Source organism: Bradyrhizobium sp. USDA 4011, assembly GCF_054063415.1.
On record NZ_JBSSGG010000001.1, the window covers coordinates 4,486,184 to 4,504,488 of the forward strand.

Genomic DNA, 18,305 nt, shown 5'->3' on the forward strand with positions numbered 1-18,305 from the left:
TCCCGGCAAAGCTTGTCTCTGGTCATCAGGGCTGACGCGTGCAGTTGAGCAGTTATGCAACTTATTCTGGCACATCTTGGTTCCAATGGAAACATATCTTGGTTCCATTAGGAATACATATCGCCCCGGGATCGCATTTGTGTTGCCTGGCAATCAGTTGAGCGTGCGCGCCGCCCCGATCAATCTTCCGGCCCGATCAATTGTTCGGCGTGCGCCTTGACGGTCGCATAGCATTCACACGCCGCCTTCCGCAGACCGTCGATATCGGTGATTTCGATATGGCCGCGGCTGTAGCGCAGGATACCGGCCTGCTGAAACCCATGCGCGACGATCGAAACCGCATTGCGCCGCACACCGATCATTTGCGCCAGCATCTCCTGGGTCAGCGGCAAGGCTTCGCTGCCGCACAGGTCGCGCGCGCGCAGCAGCCAGCGCGACAGCCGCGCCTCCACCGGATGCGACACGTTGCAGGCGACCGATTGCTGGGTCTGCGCCATCAGCGCCTGCTCATAGAGAGCAACCAGGGTCCGGAACTCCGCGCTGCGATTGGCGGCCTCGCGGAAATCTTCCGCCCGCACCATCGATGCCGTGCCCGGCACCACGACAATCGCGTCGGCGAGCAGCGGCCGCTCATGGAGGGCGGCGGATGCGCCGACGATGCCGTCTCGACCGATGGTTGCAATCTCGACGGATTGCCCGTCGGACAGATTGACCATCATCGAGACCACGCCGCCGTGCGGGAAATAGACCCGCTGCACCGGCGCGCCGGCATCGGCGAGCACCGTTTCCTTGGTCAGGTCGACGGTTTCCAGAAGGGGATGAAGTTGCGCGTATTCCGGGGAGGGAAGTGCTTGCAACAGACGATTGGGCGGACGCGATACCGCAGACATTGGAGCTCCTGCCGAGGGCGGGAGCACTACGGTCTCGCATCACCTACTCTTGGCGTGTGGAGAGCGAACATAGCTTGCCTGTCCAATAGCACAAGGGTTGTGGTGCGAACTCCATACCCTCTAGGGGGCAGACGGTCGGCAATCGCATCGGCCTGCGCGGCGCTCGAGGGGATTCGAATGCCGCGCCTCCCGGACGAGACGGTTGCGACATTGTCTCGCATTTATTGATTTCCATTAACCCTCATGCGTACCCTAGCGCACATCGTCGCGGCTGCCGTTGCGGATGTCGAAGCCCGCGGTCGGCAGTGCTAGCATGCGGGCAAGTCCCGCAAAGGCGGGGACAAATTCGCTGTCACGAGATTGATCCGGCGGTGAATACGCGCCGTCCAACCGCGCGTCTGCGCGGCGGCCGCATAATTACCGGCAAAGCTATTCTGGGTATTTGTACGGAGCGGCCCCTTAACGAACGGGTAGCGCGGACGGACCAGTGTGGCACCGGTCGCCGTGCGAAATTTACGGCGTCGCGTCAATCGTGTTCATCCAGAAGGGTACCAGTATGTCCGGCATCGTCCTTTCGTCATCGGTCCGTCAGAACCTGCTTTCGCTGCAGTCGACGGCCGACCTGCTCGCCACCACGCAGAACCGCTTGTCCACCGGCAAGAAGGTCAACACCGCTCTCGACAATCCGACCAACTTCTTCACGGCGCAGTCGCTCGACAACCGCGCCAGTGACATCAACAACCTGCTGGACGGAATCGGTAACGGCGTGCAGGTGCTGCAGGCCGCCAACACGGGCATCACCTCGCTGCAGAAGCTCGTCGACAGCGCCAAGTCGGTCGCCAACCAGGCCCTGCAGGCCGCGGTCGGCTATTCCCAGAAATCGCAGGTGACGACCGCCGTGGTCACTGGCGCGACCACCGACGATATCCGCGGTACCGCCACCTACAGCAATGCCACCCTGGCTGGTACGGTCGTCAACAATAATCTCACGACGCCCGCGCCGATCACCGCCGCCACCAAGCTCGTCAGTGCGACCAACTCCGATACCTTGGCGGCGACCCCGACAGGTACGATCAGCGTCAACGGCAAGACGATCACGTTCTCGAACACGCAGACCACTTCGACGAGCGATTCGTCCGGCAACGTGACCCTCGGCACGGGCGCGGGCAGCACGCTGACGGTCGGCGACCTGCTCTCGGCGATCGACGGCATCACCGGTGCGACCACGGCCTCCACCGTGTCGGCGGCTGGCGCGCTCCAGATCAGCACCGGCATCAACCAGGATCTCAACATCTCCGGCTCCGCGCTGGGCGCTTTCGGCCTTACCGCCGGAACCACGGCGCGCACCGTGGCAACGCCTTCACCGTTGGACGGCTTGACGCTGACGATCGGCGCGACCGGCAATGGCACCGCCACCAACATCACGTTTGGCAGCGGCGCAGGCCAGGTGAAATCCCTCAACGACCTGAACAACGCCCTGTCGGCCAACAACCTGCAGGCGTCGCTCAGCGCGAGCGGTGCGCTCACCATCAGCACCACCAACGATGCGGCGTCCGCGACCATCGGCACGATCGGTGGCACGGCAGCCGGCGCAGGCAAGCTGTTCAACGGCCTGGCGGGCAGCGCTCCGGTGCAGGACCCGAATGGGCTGGCGAACCGCGCCAACCTGGTCAATCAGTACAACAACATCCTGGACCAGATCACCACGACCGCCCAGGACGCGTCGTACAACGGCATCAACCTGCTCAACGGCGATCAGCTCAAGCTGACCTTCAACGAGACGGGCTCCTCGACGCTGAAGATCCAGGGCGTGACCTTCAATGCCGCCGGTCTCAACCTCTCCAAGCTGACCGCCGGCACGGACTTCATCGACAACGCTTCGGCCAACGCTACGCTGAAGACGCTCAACAGCGCGAGCGGCCTGCTGCGCACCCAGGCTTCGACCCTCGGTTCGAACCTGTCGATCGTGCAGATCCGCCAGGACTTCTCGAAGAACCTGATCAACGTGCTGCAGACCGGCTCGTCCAACCTGACGCTGGCCGACACCAACGAGGAAGCGGCCAACAGCCAGGCGCTGTCGACCCGCCAGTCGATCGCGGTGTCCGCGCTGGCGCTGGCCAACCAGTCGCAGCAGAGCGTGCTGCAGCTGCTCCGCTAAGCGTAGCCGCGACAGACAACGACTATCGAGGCGGCGGAGGAAACTCCGCCGCCTTTGTTTTTGGGTTCGCTTAACCATGCGACCGGTTTCAACCCATGGGCGATCACGTCCTGATGCAGGTGGATGTCGTGTCCGCCAGCGTTTCGCTGGATTTGACGACCCCTCGATCTCATTTCGTTCAAATTGCGACGGCGGGTGGAACGGGCTCTTTCCCGTCCGGGTGGTAAGGCCTTGTTGCTGTGAAACCGGCTGTGATGCTGTGATGCGTCGTCCTTGAACGGCTTCATCGTCCGTATTTGCACGGACGACGAAATTAACGTCGCCGTGAAGCCGGCCAAGTTATCGATGCGAGGCGTGCGTTCCGTAGCACCTTGAGGGGACCTATCCATGGACGATCTGTTGCGCGAGTTCCTGACGGAGAGCAGCGAGAGCCTGGATACGGTCGACAACCAGCTGGTGCAGTTCGAGCAGGATCCGAACAACGCGAAGATCCTGGATAACATTTTCCGGCTTGTGCACACGATCAAGGGGACCTGCGGCTTCCTCGGGCTGCCGCGGCTGGAAGCGCTGGCGCATGCCGGCGAGACCCTGATGGGCAAATTCCGCGACGGCATGCCGGTGAAGGCGGAAGCCGTGACGCTGATCCTGTCCTCGATCGACCGCATCAAGGAGATCCTTGGCGGGCTGGAGGCGACCGAGGCCGAGCCCGAGGGCAACGACCGCGACCTGATCGATCAGCTCGAAGCGATGGTCGAGCACGGCATGGCCGCAATGGCAGCCGGCGAGGATGCTGGAGAAGATGTGCCCGTCGTCGAAGCGCCGGCACTGCAGGCAGCCATGACCGAAGGCACGCTGGTGGTGCAGACGCTGGAGCGTCCGCTGCGCCCGGGCGAGGTCTCGCTCGACGAGCTCGAGCGCGCCTTCCGCGAGACCGAGATCGAAGTCGCCGCACCCGCGCCTGTCCCGGTCGCGAAGCCCGTCGCCGCTGCGCCCGCAGCCGATCCGGCCGAGGCTGCGAAGAAGCCGGCCCGCAAGGCCGCCACCGAGGACGTCCAGGAAGGCGACAAGATCGCCAACCAGTCGATCCGGGTCAATGTCGACACCCTCGAACACCTCATGACCATGGTCTCCGAGCTGGTGCTGACCCGCAACCAGCTGCTCGAGATTAGCAGGCGCAACGAAGACACCGAGTTCAAGGTGCCGCTGCAGCGGCTCTCCAACGTCACCGCCGAGCTGCAGGAAGGCGTCATGAAGACGCGCATGCAGCCGATCGGCAATGCCTGGCAGAAGCTGCCGCGCATCGTCCGCGATCTCTCCGGCGAACTCGGCAAGCAGATCGAGCTGGAGATGCACGGCGCCGACACCGAGCTCGACCGCCAGGTGCTCGACCTGATCAAGGATCCGTTGACGCACATGGTGCGCAACTCCGCCGATCACGGCCTGGAGACCACCGCCGAGCGGGTCGCTAGCGGCAAGCCCGAGCAGGGCACCATCCGCCTCAGCGCCTATCACGAGGGCGGCCACATCATCATCTGCATTGCCGACAATGGCCGCGGGCTCAACACCGAGCGGATCAAGGCCAAGGCGCTCCAGAACGGTCTCGTCACCGAGGCCGAACTGGAGAAGATGACCGAGGCCCAGATCCACAAGTTCATCTTCGCGCCGGGCTTCTCGACCGCCGCGCAGGTGACCTCGGTGTCCGGCCGCGGCGTCGGCATGGACGTGGTGCGCACCAATATCGACCAGATCGGCGGCACCATCGACATCAAGAGCGTGGCCGGCGAGGGCGCCTCCGTCACCATCAAGATCCCGCTGACGCTGGCGATCGTCTCCGCCCTGATCGTGGAAGCCGGCGGCGACCGTTTTGCCATTCCCCAATTGTCGGTGGTCGAACTGGTGCGGGCGCGCGCCAACTCCGAGCACCGCATCGAGCGGATCAAGGACACGGCAGTGCTGCGGCTGCGCAACAAGCTGCTGCCGCTGATCCATCTGAAGAAGCTGCTGAAGATCGACGACGGCGCGACCAGCGATGCCGAGAACGGCTTCATCGTGGTCACGCAAGTGGGCAGCCAGACCTTCGGCATCGTGGTCGACGGCGTGTTCCACACCGAGGAGATCGTGGTCAAGCCGATGTCGACCAAGCTGCGGCACATCGACATGTTCTCCGGCAACACCATTTTGGGCGATGGCGCTGTCATCATGATCATCGACCCCAATGGCATCGCCAAGGCGCTCGGCGCCTCCAGCGCGGCGGCCCATGACATGGCCGACGACAATGCCGCGGCGCATGCCTCGAGCGGCGAGCAGCTGACTTCGCTTTTGGTGTTCCGCGCCGGTTCGAGCCAGCCCAAGGCGGTGCCGCTCGGCCTCGTCACCCGGCTGGAGGAGATCGCAACCGACAAGATCGAGCTCTCGAACGGCCGCTACATGGTGCAGTACCGCGAGCAGCTGATGCCGCTGGTGCAGATGGCAGGCGTCGAGGTGCGGACCCAAGGCGCGCAGCCGATCCTGGTGTTCGCCGACGACGGCCGCTCGATGGGGCTCGTGGTCGACGAGATCATCGACATCGTCGAGGAGCGGCTCAACATCGAGGTCGCGGGCTCGCAGGACGGCATTCTGGGCTCGGCCGTGATCAAGGGCCAGGCCACCGAGGTGATCGACGTCGGCCACTTCCTCCCGATGGCGTTCGCCGACTGGTTCTCGCGCAAGGAGATGCGCCCGTCGGCCACGGCGCAGTCGGTGCTGCTGGTCGACGACTCGGCGTTCTTCCGCAACATGCTGGCGCCGGTGCTGAAGGCCGCCGGCTACAAGGTGCGGACCGCGGGAGGCGCTCAGGAAGGGCTCGCCGCGCTACGCTCGGGGCAGGCCTTCGACGTCGTGCTGACCGACATCGAGATGCCCGAGATGAACGGCTTCGAGTTCGCCGAGAACATCCGCTCTGACCACAACCTCGTCGGGCTGCCGATCATCGCGCTGTCGGCGATGGTGTCGCCGGCGGCGATCGAGCGCGGCCGCCAGGCCGGCTTCCACGACTATGTCGCCAAGTTCGATCGTCCCGGGCTGATCGCGGCGCTGAAAGAGCAGACCGCCGAGATCCGGCGGGCGGCATGACGGAACCCAGGGAAACAGCTTCGATGAGCAGCAAGACCGAGACCAGTGAAGGCGCGATGGCCGAATACGTCACCGCGGTGATCGGCGGGCAGCTGTTCGGCCTGCCGATCTCGCGGGTGCAGGACGTGTTCATGCCGGAGCGGCTGACGCGGGTGCCGCTGGCCTCCAGCGAGATCGCAGGCGTGCTCAATTTGCGCGGCCGCATCGTCACCGTGGTCGACATGCGGGCCCGGCTCGGCCTGCCGAAGGCCGACGACGGCACGCCGCCGATGGCGGTCGGCGTCGACCAGCGCGGCGAATCCTACGGCCTCTTGATCGACCAGATCGGCGAGGTGCTGCGGCTGCCCGACGACAGCCGCCAGGACAACCCGGTCAACCTCGATCCCCGCATGGCGAGGCTCGCCGGCGGCGTTCACCGCCTCGATGGCCAGCTCATGGTCGTCCTCGATGTCGATCGCGTGCTCGAACTGGTGCCGAAGACACTTGCTGCAGCGTAACGCTCCGCCGCGGAGACGGCGGACTCTACAAGGAGGCCAACATATGAAGACATGTCTTGTCGTCGACGATTCCGGTGTGGTGCGAAAGATCGCACGCCGCATCCTCGAAGGAATGGAATTCACCGTCATCGAAGCCGAGGACGGCGCGGTCGCGCTCGAAGCCTGCAAGCAGGCCATGCCGGACGCGGTGCTGCTCGACTGGAACATGCCCGTCATGGACGGCTTCGAATTCCTCGTGCAGCTCCGCCGCATGGCGGGCGGGGACGTGCCGAAGGTGGTGTTCTGCACCACCGAGAACGGCATCGACCACATCTCGCGGGCGCTGCATGCCGGCGCCAACGAGTACATCATGAAGCCGTTCGACAAGGATATCGTGATCGCGAAATTCCAGGAAGTGGGTCTGCTGGCGTTCGATGCGTCGGCCGAAGCCTAACACCCAGTTTCACCCTTTGCCTTTGCGAGGCTCCCGTGACGCCCCCCGACTACGAGTATCTGCGTAAGCTCCTGAAGGACCATTCCGGTCTCGATCTGTCCGCGGACAAGCAATATCTGATCGAGAGCCGCCTGCTGCCGCTGGCGCGCAAATGCGGCCTGTCCGGCATCCCCGACCTGATCGCCAAGATCAGGGCCGGCTCATCGACGCACACCGTCCAGGTGGTCGAGGCCATGACCACCAACGAGACGTTCTTCTTCCGCGACAAGGTGCCGTTCGACCATTTCCGGGACACCATCATCCCCGAGGTCCTGAAGGCACGTGCCGCGCGCCGCAACATCCGGATCTGGTGCGCCGCCGGCTCGACCGGCCAGGAGCCCTATTCGCTGGCGATGTGCCTCAAGGAGATGGGCACGGCGCTTGCCGGATGGCGGGTCGAGATCACAGCGACCGATCTGTCGCAGGAGGTGCTGGAGAAGTCGAAGGCCGGCATCTACAGCCAGTTCGAGGTGCAGCGCGGGCTGCCGATCCAGCTGCTGGTGAAATATTTCAAGCAGTCCGGTGAATACTGGCAGATCAATCCCGAATTGCGCGCGATGGTGCAGCACCGTCAGCTCAATTTGCTGCACGATTTCTCCCAGCTCGGCACGTTCGATGTGATCTTCTGCCGCAACGTGCTGATCTATTTCGATCAGGACACCAAGATCAACATCTTCAACCGGCTCGCCCGGTTGATGGAGGCCGACGGCTTCCTGGTGCTCGGCGCCGCCGAAACCGTGGTCGGCCTGACCGACACGTTCAAGCCGATTCCCGAGCGGCGTGGCCTCTACCGGCCGAGCGGGGTGCGGGCGGCGCTTGCGATGCCGAGGCCTGCCATGGCGGTCGGATATTGAGCGATGACGGAGGACGGCAAATCCATTGAGCGTGTCACGTTCAGCCGGGGCGTCGATGTCTGCATCATGGCCATCGACGGCACCTGGCGGCGCGACTGCCAGCTCAATGCCATCTCCGACAATGACGCAGCGTTGACCGTCGAGGGTTCCATTCAGGGGCTCAACCTGAAGGAGTTCTTCCTCTTGCTGTCGTCGACCGGGCTCGCCTATCGCCGCTGCGAGCTCGTCCGTGTCAACGGCACTGAAATGGACATCAGCTTCCTCAAGGGCAAGCCGAGCAAGCGGCGGTCGGGCTCCGACGAAGAGCGGGCCAGAGCCTGATATCAAGAAGGCCCGACGTCGCGAGGCCTGACGAAGGCCTGACCCGGCTTGACGGTCGATGCCTGCCGCCAATCCGAATGTGGAACGGTTGGCCGCCTCGAGGGTTGGGGCGTCGTCGGCACAACTGCATGATGGCGCCGAATTCGGTGGCGGCCGGTCCGGCTGGTCAGTTCAGGAGGCGTGCCTGCGCCTCCGGATCGCGCAGCCGATCCAACGCCGTGCCGAGGCTGGCGTCGCAGGCCTTCAGAGCCGTGGACGCCATGGCATAGCGCGGGGTGACGTCGTCAAGCACGAAGATGTCGGCGGCAGCATCCTGCTCGGCCAGAAATGCCTCGCGCGCAATCGCCGCCTCGATCAGCCGCAGGCTCGCCTGGACATGGCCGATCAGCGCGACCAGGTCCGTCACGATCAGGCTGTAGGGATCGCTGCCCTCGTCCAGGCACACCGCAACGCCGTCCGCCGCTGCATTTTCCATGCATGTTTCCTCACTGCCCCCACTTTTAGGGAATGCGGTGCTACTTGTGCGTTAAGCGTACGTCCCGTACAAATACGGGTCCATTGATCGAGATGGTCGAGTTACTTCTTGTGCAGTCCGGGCAGCACGCTTCACCTCTGATGGACGAGACATATGGTTGAGAATGGCGCTCCTCGCGGGGAAATCTTTGTAGTCGACGACGACCCCGCCGTTCGCGAGACGCTTTCCGTGGTCCTGTCGACCGCCGGTTACAAGGTGATCTGCTTTGCGGACGGCGCTGCCCTGCTCGCGGTGGCGCGCAGCCGGACGCCGGCCTGCATCCTGCTCGACGTGCATATCCCGGGCAAATCCGGCCTCGATATCCTGAAGGAGCTGCACGGCGAGGATTATCCGGCGCCGATCTTCATGATCTCCGGCCAGGGCGACATCACGATGGCGGTCAGCGCTATCAAGAATGGCGCGCTCGACTTCATCGAGAAGCCGTTCCGCGGCAACGAGATCGTCAGCCGCCTCAATGAGGCGATCGACGCCTATACCAGGCGCCAGGCCGAGACCTCGGCGTCGCGCATCGCCTCGCTGCATTTTCCGGGGCGCGAGCCGCTGACCCGCCGCGAACGCGAGGTGCTCGAGCAGTTCACCGCGGGCGCTTCCAACAAGGAGGCCGGGCGTCACCTCGGGATCAGCCCGCGGACGATCGAGGATCACCGCGCCAACATCATGAAGAAGCTCGGCGCGCGCAACGCCGCCGACCTCGTCCGCATCGTGATGACGGCGCAGCAGAAGTAAGCCAGGGCCGGGCAAGCCCGGTTTACGCTCCGATTTGCACATCGCGGGGTGTGTGCGCCGCACTCCCGGCACACGGGCGGCGAACGGCACGTCTGCGCCGCGCGCGGGACGAGACGTCCGGAAATCCTGTATATGCGTGGCGCAGGGCATGCGTGCCGAGACCGCGCGCGTGCCAGCAATGTCGAGACACGCGATATCGAAACATATGGCGCAACCAAGATGACCAAGAAGAACAAGACCCCGGATCAACTGCGCAGCGCGCGCTGGTTTGCGCCCGATGATCTCAGAGCCTTCGGCCATCGCTCGCGCGCGATGCAGATGGGCTACGCGCCGGAGGAATGGCGCGACCGGCCGGTGATCGCGATCATCAATACCTGGTCGGACGCGCAGCCCTGCCACATGCACTTCAAGAGCCGGGTCGACGACGTCAAGCGCGGCGTGCTGATGGTCGGCGGCTTTCCTCTCGAGCTGCCCGCGCTGTCGCTGTCGGAATCGCTGCTGAAACCGACCACGATGCTCTACCGCAACATGCTGGCGATGGACGCCGAGGAGCTGTTGCGCGGCCATCCGGTCGATGGCGTGGTGCTGATGGGCGGTTGCGACAAGACCACGCCCGGCCTGCTGCTCGGGGCCACCAGCATGAACCTGCCGTCGATCTATCTGCCGGCCGGACCGATGCTGCGCGGCAATTGGAAAGGCAAGACGCTCGGCTCCGGCTCGGATGCCTGGAAATACTGGGACGAGCGCCGCGCCGGCAAGATTTCCGACAAGGACTGGGTCGACATGGAGGCCGGCATCGCCCGCAGCTATGGCACCTGCATGACCATGGGCACGGCCTCGACCATGACCGCGATCGCCGAAGCCATCGGCATGACGCTGCCCGGGGCCTCGTCGATCCCCGCGGCCGATGCCAACCACATCCGGATGAGTTCGGAAACCGGCCGCCGCATCGTCGAGATGGTGTGGAGAGGATCTCACCCCGCAGAAAATCCAGAGCCGCAAGGCCTTCGAGAATGCCATCACGGTGGCGATGGCGATGGGCTGTTCGACCAACGCCATCATACACCTCATTGCGCAGGCGCGCCGCGCCGGCCAGGACATTTCGCTCGACGATTTCGAAGTCGCAAGCCGCAAGGTGCCTGTGATCGCCAACGTGCGGCCGAGCGGCGACCTCTATCTGATGGAGGATTTCTTCTATGCCGGCGGACTGCCAGGCCTGATGAACCGGATCAAGCAGCATCTGCATCTCGACTGCATGACTGTGTCAGGCAAGACTCTCGGCGAGAACATCGCAGGCGCGGAGGTTCATAACGACGATGTCATCCGCACCGTCGACAACCCGATCTACAAGGAGGGCGCGCTGGCGGTGCTGAAGGGCAATCTCGCGCCCGATGGCTGCGTCATCAAGCCGTCCGCCTGCGATCCGCGCTTCCTCAAGCACACCGGACCTGCGCTGGTGTTCGACGACTATCCCTCGATGAAGATGGCGGTCGATGACCCCGATCTCGACGTGTCAGCGGATCACGTGCTGATCCTGCGCAATGCCGGCCCGCAGGGTGGGCCCGGCATGCCGGAATGGGGCATGCTGCCGATCCCGACCAAGCTCGTGAAGCAGGGCGTGCGCGACATGGTGCGGCTGTCGGATGCGCGGATGAGCGGCACCAGCTACGGTGCCTGCATCCTGCACGTCTCGCCGGAATCCTATATCGGCGGCCCGCTGGCCCTGGTCCGCAATGGCGACCGCATCACGCTCGACGTCGCCGCGCGCACCATCGATCTCGATGTGCCAGAGGCGGAGCTGGCCAGGCGCCGCGCGGAATGGAAGCAGCCTGAGAAACGCTTCGAGCGCGGCTATGGCTGGATGTTCTCGAAGCACATCAAGCAGGCCAATGAAGGCTGCGACTTCGATTTCCTCGAGGCCGGCTTTGGCAAACCGGTGGGCGAGCCGTCGATCTATTGATGCTGGCATTCCCAGGTGCGCAATTGCGCAGCTGAGGGCACCGCGCAGCGGTGAGCCCGCAATCCAGCGGGCCGCATGCGCTGTGGTGAAATGGATTCCGGGCCCGCGCCTTCGGCGCATCCCGGAATGACGAATGGAGAGAGCAAGCAAGTCATGTCAAAACTCAGCGACACCACCCGCAACAAGCTGAAATCCGTCTCCACCGCGACGGTTGCGACCGCGCTGTTCAAGCGCGGCTTGCGCATCCAGATGATCCAGGATGTTCACCCCTTGAGCCCGGATCAGCCGACCATGGTCGGCGAGGCCTTCACGCTGCGCTACATGCCGGCGCGCGAGGATCTCAACACGATCGAGGTGTTCCGCGACCGCGCGCGTCCGCAGCGCAAGGCGATCGAGGACTGCCCGCCGGGCAGCGTGCTGGTCATGGACAGCCGCAAGGATGCGCGCGCGGCCTCTGCCGGCGCGATCCTGGTGACGCGGCTGATGAAGCGCGGCTGCGCCGGCGTCGTCACCGACGGCGGCTTCCGCGATTCGGCCGAGATCGCGCGGCTCGGTTTCCCGGCGTTTCATCATCGCCCGAGCGCACCGACCAATCTGACGCTGCATCAGGCGATCGAGATCAACGTGCCGATCGGCTGCGGCGACGCGCCGGTGTTTCCCGGCGACGTGATCCTCGGCGACAGCGACGGCGTCATCGTGATCCCGGCGCACCTCGCCGACGAGATCGCGAACGAGACTTTCGAGATGACCGCATTCGAGGATTTCGTCACCGAGCAGGTGCAGAACGGCCGCGGCATCTTCGGCCTCTATCCCGCGACCGACGAGCAGACGCTGAAGGATTTCGCGGCCTGGCGGAAGGCGAAGGGGCGGTAGCCGCTCACTCTCCGCCGTCGTTCTTGATAAGCGATCGCCACACATTCCGCCGTCTTGATGAGCGGCCGCCATACATTCCGCTGTCGTCCCTGCGAAAGCAGGGACCCATAACCACAGGGAGGAGTTTGGCTAAGACTGGCAGTTGCGTTGTGTGCCGTGGTACTGCGACTTCCCTGCTCGATAGATCACGCGGTATGGGTCCCGGCCTTCGCCGGGACGACGATGGGGATGGGGCCGGGCAAGCCAACCGCTGCCAGTAGCCTCGGTCGCGCTCGTAGATGGGGTAACGGGCCGGCCGCCCGCTCGCTACGGCGCGATTTGGAGGCGCGCTCGCGAGCGGCCTGTTGGTTGGAAGGCGGTCGTCCCTCGAACTGATGGTGTCAAACGGAGTGAGGCAAGCCCGCTCCAAGCATCATGAGGGACGACCATGTACCACTATGCAGGAATCGACGTGTCTTTGGAATGCTCGAGTGTTTGCCTTGTCGACGGGGCCGGCAAGATTTTGCGCGAGGCGAAGGTTGCGAGCGAGCCGGAGGCCCTGATCGGCTGGTTCCGGTCGCTGGGGCTGGTGCTTGAGCGGATCGGGCTGGAGGCAGGTCCCTTGTCGCAATGGCTGTACGCGGCGATGCGGGAGGCGGGACTTGCGGTTGAGCTTCTGGAGACCCGGCATGTGCGCGATGCGTTCAAGGCAATGGTGGTGAAGTCGGACCGCAATGATGCGCGCGGGATCGCGCAACTGATGCGGCTCGGCTGGTTCCGGCCGGTGCACTGCAAATCGATCGCGGCGCAGGAGAGCCGTGCCATTCTGACGGCGCGCAAGCTGCTGCAATCCAAGCTGCGCGACGTCGAGAACAGCCTGCGCGGCGTGCTCCGCGGCTTTGGCCTGAAGGTCGGCGCGACCACCGAGCGCACCTTCGCCGAACGCATCCGGGAGCTCGTTGCGGGCCATCCTGGACTTGAGGTGGTGGCGCAGGCGCTGCTCGAAGCCCATGCCGTGCTGCGGCGCGAGTTCAACAGCCTGGACAAGCAGGTCCAGAAGCTCGCCAAATCGCACCCGCAGGCCAGGCTCTTGATGACGACGCCGTCCGTCGGCCCGATCGTGGCGCCTCGGCGGTCGACGACCCGAAGCGCTTCCGGTCATCGAAGGCGACAGGAGCGCATTTTGGCCTCACCCCGAAGAAATACCAATCGGGGGAAACCGATTACACCGGCCGCATCAGCAAGATCGGCGATGCGTCCGTGCGCGAGGCGCTCTATCAGGCGGCTCACGTGATGCTGACCAAGCCGGTCAGGAATTGCGCGGCGCTGAAGGGCTGGGCCATGCGGATCGCCAGGCGTGCCGGCATGCGCAAGGCCAAGGTCGCGCTGGCGCGCAAGCTCGCTGTCATCCTGCATCGCATGCTCGCCGATGCGAAACCATTCAACCCGTTGGCCAACGCCATCTAAACCAGGAGCATCAATCGGTTCTGGGCGGGCCACGACACCAGGCTCTCCCCGAGCGAAGTCCCTTCGCCGGGACGATGGATCCGGTCAGGCCGCCATCCGGGAAGTGGCTCACAACCACGCTTCCGTAGATTGGCCGGCCGGCTCCTCAATGCACCCCATCAGGCGACGGCCACCGCGCCGATCCCGTACAGAAGCAAGTGCCCGGCGAGTGGATGACGCAAAAAGGGATTGACTAAACAAGGCCCGTTACAGAAGCCCGGATGGAGCGAAGCGTAATCCGGGACTCTTGCATGCGGCGCGACCCGCCCCGGATTTCGCTGCGCTTCATCCGAGCTACGGCGCCCTACACCTCCGCTCTTTCCGCCATTCCCACCGCCCACAGCGCGAAGGCGTAGACGATCGCGACCTCGTCGAGGCGGTTGAAGCGGCCGGAGGCGCCGCCGTGGCCGGCGCCCATGTTGGTCCGCAGCAGCACCGGGCCGCCGCCGCGCATGGTGGCGCGCAGCCGCGCGATCCATTTCGCCGGCTCCCAATAGGTCACGCGCGGGTCGGTGAGCCCGCCCATCGCGAGGATCGCCGGATAGTCCTTTGCCGCGACATTGTCATACGGCGAGTAGGACAGGATGGTGCGGAAATCCTTCTCGCTCTCGATCGGATTGCCCCACTCCGGCCATTCCGGAGGCGTCAGCGGCAACGTGTCGTCGAGCATGGTGTTGAGCACGTCGACGAACGGCACCTCGGCGACGATGCCGGCAAACAGCTCGCCGGCGCGGTTGGCGACTGCGCCCATCAGCATGCCGCCGGCCGAGCCGCCATGGCCGACGATGCGTTTTTCACCCGTGTATTTCGCCTCGATCAGCGCGCGGCCGGCGGCAGCGAAATCGTCGAACGTGTTGGTCTTCTTCTCGCGCTTGCCGTCGAGATACCAGCCCCAGCCCTTGTCGGCGCCGCCGCGGATATGCGCGATAGCATAGACGAAGCCGCGGTCGACCAGCGACAGCCGGTTGGCGGCAAACGACGCCGGCATCGCCATGCCGTAGGAGCCGTAGCCATAGAGCAGCAGCGGCGCGTTGCCGTCACGGGCAAAGTCCTTGCGGTGCAGGATCGAGACCGGCACCTGCGCGCCGTCATGCGAGGTCGCCATGATGCGCGTGGTGACGTAGTCGGCCGAGTTGTGGCCGGAGGGAATCTCCTGCCGCTTGCGCAGCACGCGCGTCCGCGTCGTCATGTCGTAGTCATAGACCTCCGACGGCGTCGTCATCGACGAATAGGCAAAGCGCAGGTTGGTGGTGTCGAATTCGTAGCCGCCCATGGTGTCGAGCGAATAGGCCGCCTCGTCGAACGCGATGGCGTGCTCCTCGCCGCTCTTGAGGTCGCGGATGATGATCGCCGGCAGCGCATTGGCGCGCTCCAGCCGCACCATGTGCCCGGCATAGAGCTCGACGTCGAGCACATAGACGCCCTCGCGATACGGTATCAGGTCGCGCCAGTTGGCGCGTTCCGGCGACGCAAGCGGCGCGGTGACGACCTTGAAGTCGATCGCGTCGTCGGCATTGGTCAGGATGAACAGCTCATCGCCGCGGTCGGCGATCGAATATTGCACGCCTTCCTCGCGCGCCGCGACCAGCCGCGGCGGCGCGTCGGGATTGGAAAGATCGATCAGTCGCTGTTCCGAGGTCTCGTGGTCGCCGCCCGCGATGACGCAGAAGCGGCCGCTCGCGCTCTCGTGCAGATGCGTGAACCAGCCGGAATCCTGCTCCTCATAGATCAGGGTGTCGTCGGCCTGCCTGGTGCCGAGCCTGTGCCGCCACACCTGCATCGGGCGGTGATTGTCGTCGAGCTTGACGTAGAAGAAGCTCTTGGAGTCCGCGGCCCAGACCACGCCGCCGTCGGTCTCTTCGACGAGGTCGTCGAGGTCGCCGCCGGTTGCCCAGTCGCGCACGCGAATCGAGAAGTATTCGGAGCCCTTGGTGTCGGCGCTCCAGGCGTGCAGGCGGTGGTCGTTGGAATGCCGGCTGCCGCCGAACTTGAAATATTTGTGGTCCTTTGCCAGTGCGTCGCCGTCGAGCACGACATGCGCGTCGCCGCCATCGCGCGGCGTGCGGCAGTACAGCTCGTGCTGGCCGCCTTCGCGGAACTTGCGGAAATAGGCGAACGGGCCGTCCGGCGACGGCACGCTGGAATCATCCTCCTTGATCCGCCCGCGCATCTCCTTGACCAGCCGCTTCTGCAGGCCGTCGGTGTGGCCGAGCAGGCTCTCGGTGTAGCCGTTTTCGGCTTCGAGATAGCTGCGGATGTCAGGATCGAGGATCGAGGGATCGCGCAGCACCTCCTGCCATTTCGGATCCTTGATCCAGGCATAGTCGTCCGTCACCGTAATGCCGTGGGTGGTGAAGGAATGCGGCCGGCGCGGCGCGACAGGGGGCGGTGTTGTGGTGGCGGATTTGGTCACACGATCCTCATGGTGCGGGGTTCCGCCTTATATCGGGATGAATGTGGCGATTGCCAGATGGGGAAGCTCTGCCGTTTTTCCCGTCATTGCGAGGAGCGGAGCGACGAAGCAATCCATGTCTCCGCGTAAGCGGACTGATGGATTGCTTCGCGGAGCCTGTCATCGGGCGCGCATTCGCGCGACCCGTTGGCTCGCAATGACGGTGCGGATCAAGCGTTACCCGTTCCGCAGCTTCGCACCCGCGTTGCCGCCGGACATCGGGATCTGGTTCACCGCCAGCACTACGGCGAATGTGATCACCAGCATCGCGATGCCGAGCACGGCGATCGCGGCGAGGTCGCCGCCTTCGTTGAGGTCGTAGATCAGGACCGACAGCACCTTGGTCTGCGAGGTGAACAGCACGATCGCGGCCGACAGTTCCCGCATCACGCCGATGAAGATGAAGCACCAGGTTGCGATCACGCCGGTGCGCAGCAGCGGCGCGGTGATCTGGCGCAGCGCCTGCAGCCGCGTCGCGCCGAGGATACGGCTCGCCTCCTCGAGCTCGGGATGAATGGTCGTGAATGCCGCCTGCAGCTGCTGATAGGCCGACGGCAAATTGATGGTGAGGAACGCCAGCAGCAGGATCCAGAGCGTGCCGTAGAGCACGAAGGGCGGCCGCGTGTAGCTTAGAAAAAGGCCGACACCGAGCACGATGCCGGGGACGGCCACGGGCGCCGTGGCGAGGAACCCGAGGATGCGGTGGCCCGCGATCACCTTCCGCGTCGTGACATAGGCGATAACCAGCGCGAGGATGGTGCCGATCGTCGCGGTGGCGGTGCCGAGGATCACAGTGTTCTTCAGCGCGAGCTGGGTCGACGACAGCTCGGTGAATACGAAGACGATGTTGTGCAACGTTGCCGTCGTCGGCGTCACCAGCGTGGTAGCGTTCGGCGAGAACGCGGCATTGAGCAGCGCCAGATAGGGCAGGAACACGGGATTGAGCAAGACCAAAAGGCAGAAGCCGAGCGCGGCCCAGCGCCAGCCGCGCAGCTCGACCCGGCGCGGCGCGCCATATTTGCCCCCGATCACCGAATAGCCGCGGCGGCCGAGCAGCGCCTTCTGGCCCTGCAACAGCAGGATCGTCAGCACCAGCAGCGGCACGGCAGCCGCCGCCGCGAGCTCGAGCTTCGGCGGATACTGGAACAGGCTCCAGATCTTGGTCGTCATGGTGTGGAAGCCGGCCGGCAGCGCCAGGATCGCGGGGGAGCCGAACAGCGTCATCGCCTGCAGAAAGGCGATCAGCGCACCCGCGACCAGCGCGGGCAGCGCGAGCGGGATCGTCACCCGCCGCGCCGTGGTCCAGGCATTGCCGCCGAGGATCGCGGAGGCGTCCTCCAGCTCGCCCGGCATGGTGTCGAGCGCATTGGCCACCAGCACGAACACGAACGGGAATGTGTAGCAGGAGATCACGAAGATGATCCCGGTCATCGAATAGATGTTGAACAGCGCGTCGGCATCCTCGCCCGCGAACAGCCGGTAGAGCTGGTTGAGCAGCCCCGAATTCGGCGCCGCCAGCAGTTCCCAGGCGACCGCGCCGAGGAACGGCGGCGTCACGAACGAGGCCGTCACCAGCGCGCGGATGGTCTGCCGGCCCGGCATGTCGGTGCGCGACACCAGCCAGCTGAGCGGCGCCGCGACGATGCAGCAGATCAGCGCCGACGTCGTCGCGATGATCGCGGTCGTCAGCAGCGGATCGAGGAAATCCGGATTGCTGAACAGCGTGACGAAGTTTTGCAGTGTCGGATGGCGATTCTTGTCGGTGAAGGCGTAGACCGCGAGCCACGACAGCGGCAGCAGGATCAGAAGGATGAGCACCGCCGCGAACAGCCACAGCACGGGGCGCGTCCAGTCGATGCGGGCGTGGGCGGTGGGGGAGGTGGTTGTAAGAGTCATGCGAGATATCTCCCCTCGTCATTCCGGGGCATCGCGAAGCGATGAGCCCGGAATCCATCGGGCCGCGGGTGCAGG

Annotated in this window: 12 protein-coding genes and 2 pseudogenes; 10 read left to right on the forward strand and 4 right to left on the reverse strand. The window is 64.8% G+C overall.

The window, feature by feature from the left end; translation table 11 throughout:
- Positions 1-179: 179 nt before the first annotated feature.
- Positions 180-890, reverse strand: a complete 711-nt coding sequence (locus tag ACVW1C_RS21055) for a Crp/Fnr family transcriptional regulator (RefSeq protein ID WP_456760045.1) — start codon at positions 888-890, stop codon at positions 180-182.
- Between the two features lie 556 nt (positions 891-1,446).
- Between ACVW1C_RS21055 and ACVW1C_RS21060 the strand changes: the two genes are divergently transcribed.
- The 6 genes from ACVW1C_RS21060 (at position 1,447) to ACVW1C_RS21085 (ending at position 8,303) form a co-directional block, all read left to right on the forward strand.
- Positions 1,447-3,048 (forward strand): flagellin N-terminal helical domain-containing protein, encoded by a 1,602-nt coding sequence (locus tag ACVW1C_RS21060; protein ID WP_456760046.1) that lies wholly within the window; start codon positions 1,447-1,449, stop codon positions 3,046-3,048.
- A 387-nt stretch (positions 3,049-3,435) separates the two neighbouring features.
- Positions 3,436-6,159, forward strand: a complete 2,724-nt coding sequence (locus ACVW1C_RS21065; protein WP_456760047.1) for a hybrid sensor histidine kinase/response regulator — start codon at positions 3,436-3,438, stop codon at positions 6,157-6,159.
- 23 nt (positions 6,160-6,182) lie between these two features.
- The gene (locus ACVW1C_RS21070; protein WP_173639571.1) at positions 6,183-6,656 is read left to right on the forward strand and encodes a chemotaxis protein CheW; all 474 of its coding nucleotides are present in this window, start codon (positions 6,183-6,185) and stop codon (positions 6,654-6,656) included.
- Positions 6,657-6,699: 43 nt separating this feature from the next.
- The gene (locus ACVW1C_RS21075) at positions 6,700-7,089 is read left to right on the forward strand and encodes a response regulator (protein WP_456760048.1); all 390 of its coding nucleotides are present in this window, start codon (positions 6,700-6,702) and stop codon (positions 7,087-7,089) included.
- A 35-nt stretch (positions 7,090-7,124) separates the two neighbouring features.
- Entirely contained in the window at positions 7,125-7,982 is an 858-nt protein-coding gene (locus ACVW1C_RS21080; RefSeq protein ID WP_456760049.1) for a CheR family methyltransferase, read from the forward strand.
- 3 nt (positions 7,983-7,985) lie between these two features.
- On the forward strand, positions 7,986-8,303 hold the full coding sequence (locus ACVW1C_RS21085; RefSeq protein ID WP_050404430.1) for a hypothetical protein: 318 nt from the start codon (positions 7,986-7,988) through the stop codon (positions 8,301-8,303).
- Between the two features lie 166 nt (positions 8,304-8,469).
- On the opposite strand, the gene ACVW1C_RS21090 is transcribed toward ACVW1C_RS21085, so the two are convergent.
- The gene (locus ACVW1C_RS21090; protein WP_456760050.1) at positions 8,470-8,778 is read right to left on the reverse strand and encodes a hypothetical protein; all 309 of its coding nucleotides are present in this window, start codon (positions 8,776-8,778) and stop codon (positions 8,470-8,472) included.
- Between the two features lie 153 nt (positions 8,779-8,931).
- Here ACVW1C_RS21090 and ACVW1C_RS21095 point away from each other — a divergent pair, with 153 nt between their 5' ends.
- The 4 genes and pseudogenes from ACVW1C_RS21095 (at position 8,932) to ACVW1C_RS21110 (ending at position 13,843) form a co-directional block, all read left to right on the forward strand.
- The gene (locus ACVW1C_RS21095) at positions 8,932-9,564 is read left to right on the forward strand and encodes a response regulator transcription factor (RefSeq protein ID WP_173639567.1); all 633 of its coding nucleotides are present in this window, start codon (positions 8,932-8,934) and stop codon (positions 9,562-9,564) included.
- Between the two features lie 219 nt (positions 9,565-9,783).
- A pseudogene (gene araD / locus ACVW1C_RS21100) lies at positions 9,784-11,524 on the forward strand (L-arabinonate dehydratase).
- Positions 11,525-11,677: 153 nt separating this feature from the next.
- Complete coding sequence (locus tag ACVW1C_RS21105) at positions 11,678-12,397, forward strand: ribonuclease activity regulator RraA (protein WP_456760051.1); 720 nt, start codon at positions 11,678-11,680, stop codon at positions 12,395-12,397.
- Positions 12,398-12,824: 427 nt separating this feature from the next.
- Positions 12,825-13,843: pseudogene (locus ACVW1C_RS21110) on the forward strand (IS110 family RNA-guided transposase).
- Between the two features lie 343 nt (positions 13,844-14,186).
- Here the strand turns inward: ACVW1C_RS21110 and ACVW1C_RS21115 are convergent.
- Both ACVW1C_RS21115 and ACVW1C_RS21120 read right to left on the reverse strand, forming a co-directional pair.
- The gene (locus ACVW1C_RS21115; protein WP_456760052.1) at positions 14,187-16,295 is read right to left on the reverse strand and encodes a S9 family peptidase; all 2,109 of its coding nucleotides are present in this window, start codon (positions 16,293-16,295) and stop codon (positions 14,187-14,189) included.
- A gap of 216 nt (positions 16,296-16,511) precedes the next feature.
- Positions 16,512-18,230, reverse strand: coding sequence for an ABC transporter permease (locus ACVW1C_RS21120; protein WP_456760053.1), 1,719 nt, complete (start codon positions 18,228-18,230; stop codon positions 16,512-16,514).
- Between the last annotated feature and the right edge of the window lie 75 nt (positions 18,231-18,305).

Bases quoted from the DNA above. Each gene is read 5' to 3' on its own strand.
- ACVW1C_RS21060 (WP_456760046.1), top strand. From the start codon at position 1,447: ATGTCCGGCATCGTCCTTTCGTCATCGGTCCGTCAGAACCTGCTTTCG.
- ACVW1C_RS21090 (WP_456760050.1), bottom strand. From the start codon at position 8,778: ATGGAAAATGCAGCGGCGGACGGCGTTGCGGTGTGCCTGGACGAGGGC.
- ACVW1C_RS21095 (WP_173639567.1), top strand. From the start codon at position 8,932: ATGGTTGAGAATGGCGCTCCTCGCGGGGAAATCTTTGTAGTCGACGAC.
- ACVW1C_RS21120 (WP_456760053.1), bottom strand. From the start codon at position 18,230: ATGACTCTTACAACCACCTCCCCCACCGCCCACGCCCGCATCGACTGG.
- ACVW1C_RS21075 (WP_456760048.1), top strand. From the start codon at position 6,700: ATGAAGACATGTCTTGTCGTCGACGATTCCGGTGTGGTGCGAAAGATC.
- ACVW1C_RS21105 (WP_456760051.1), top strand. From the start codon at position 11,678: ATGTCAAAACTCAGCGACACCACCCGCAACAAGCTGAAATCCGTCTCC.
- ACVW1C_RS21085 (WP_050404430.1), top strand. From the start codon at position 7,986: ATGACGGAGGACGGCAAATCCATTGAGCGTGTCACGTTCAGCCGGGGC.
- ACVW1C_RS21065 (WP_456760047.1), top strand. From the start codon at position 3,436: ATGGACGATCTGTTGCGCGAGTTCCTGACGGAGAGCAGCGAGAGCCTG.
- ACVW1C_RS21055 (WP_456760045.1), bottom strand. From the start codon at position 890: ATGTCTGCGGTATCGCGTCCGCCCAATCGTCTGTTGCAAGCACTTCCC.
- ACVW1C_RS21070 (WP_173639571.1), top strand. From the start codon at position 6,183: ATGAGCAGCAAGACCGAGACCAGTGAAGGCGCGATGGCCGAATACGTC.